Annotated in this window: 1 protein-coding gene and 2 pseudogenes; 1 reads left to right on the top strand and 2 read right to left on the bottom strand. The window is 42.2% G+C overall.

Annotated elements, in window-relative coordinates:
- Both pssA and R8N49_RS24995 read right to left on the bottom strand, forming a co-directional pair.
- A pseudogene (pssA, locus tag R8N49_RS25000) lies at positions 1–416 on the bottom strand (CDP-diacylglycerol--serine O-phosphatidyltransferase); the annotation flags it as partial.
- 74 nt (positions 417–490) lie between these two features.
- Positions 491–919 (bottom strand): GNAT family N-acetyltransferase, encoded by a 429-nt coding sequence (locus R8N49_RS24995; RefSeq protein ID WP_225502399.1) that lies wholly within the window; start codon positions 917–919, stop codon positions 491–493.
- Between the two features lie 100 nt (positions 920–1019).
- Between R8N49_RS24995 and R8N49_RS24990 the strand changes: the two are divergent.
- A pseudogene (locus tag R8N49_RS24990) lies at positions 1020–1137 on the top strand (UDP-N-acetylenolpyruvoylglucosamine reductase); the annotation flags it as partial.

The following is a 1137-nucleotide window of genomic DNA, read 5'->3' as shown; positions in this document are numbered from 1 at the left end:
TCGTCGACGACGAAGCCTTTTAAATGAAGTACACCAAATACTTCTCGACCGCGAACGGGGATACCATAAACAGGGATGGCATGTTGGTATTGGTCAGCAAACGCTTTATAAAGCGCTGAGTTGCCTTCTGATGTTTCTGCACCAATAAGGCCGCGTTGTGCTCGGTGCCAGTCAACACAGATATTAATGTCTAATCCTGGATTACGCTGCTTTGCTTCGTAAAGTGCAGTGAGTATTTCACGCCCAGCTTCATCATCTTCCAGATATAGAGCGACTAGGTAGATTCGTGACGTTGCTTTGCTGATCGCATCTAAAAGACGAGTTCGAAATGTTTCTGCAGAGTACAGAACATCAAAGTCTTCAGGATTGATTGCGAGACTAGGCAACTGCTCGAATGGATTCCTATTTACTATCATATCGGTGTGAGTACCTTATTTTAGTGCAATATTGCGAACCTGATATTTTACCAAAGATATGATTTCCCTGGCTACTAAAGCGCACGCTTTGAAACCTTTGAAGGGATAAATTGCATTGGAATGAGATCTTTGCCGCTATCAACATAACGTTGAAAGGCCATCTTTAAGGAGTTCGGCAGCTCATGACTGTCAATGGTTTCGAAACCATGTTGAGCATAATATTTTTCTAAGTAGCTAAAAGCGAAACAATAATCACCATCTTCGAAAACTTTGTTCTCGCAATGCTCTAGCAGAGTGTGGCCAACGTTTGTTCCTCTAACTTCTGGGATGACGAGCATGCCTGTTAATAAGCGATATTGCTCTACGGTTTTTAATCTTAGTAGTGCGACGATCACACCTTCACGACTGGCTGTGATGATGAGTTCATCTTTTTTGGCTCGCCCGGAGGGGTAATGGGCTTTATAGAGCTTTTTGATCAAAGGGAGTTTGATCGGATTTAACACTTCTATGATTAATGAGTTAGGTATTGTCACTGCGGTTAAAAGTTAACTGGGGTAGAATGTGCCCAGTTTAAGAGAATCTTATCTGGCGTTGCAAATCACTATGCAAATTAAAGAACACGCAAGCCTCAAGGCTTTTCACACTTTTGGTATCGAGCAGACTTGCTCCTACTTAGCCATTGTTGACTCGATAGATGATGTAATCAGCCTCTATCAAAATC

This window comes from Vibrio sp. 1978, from assembly GCF_033344345.1.
The sequence above is the reverse complement of the archived record's forward strand: the minus strand, read 5'-3'. Positions and strand labels throughout refer to the sequence as shown.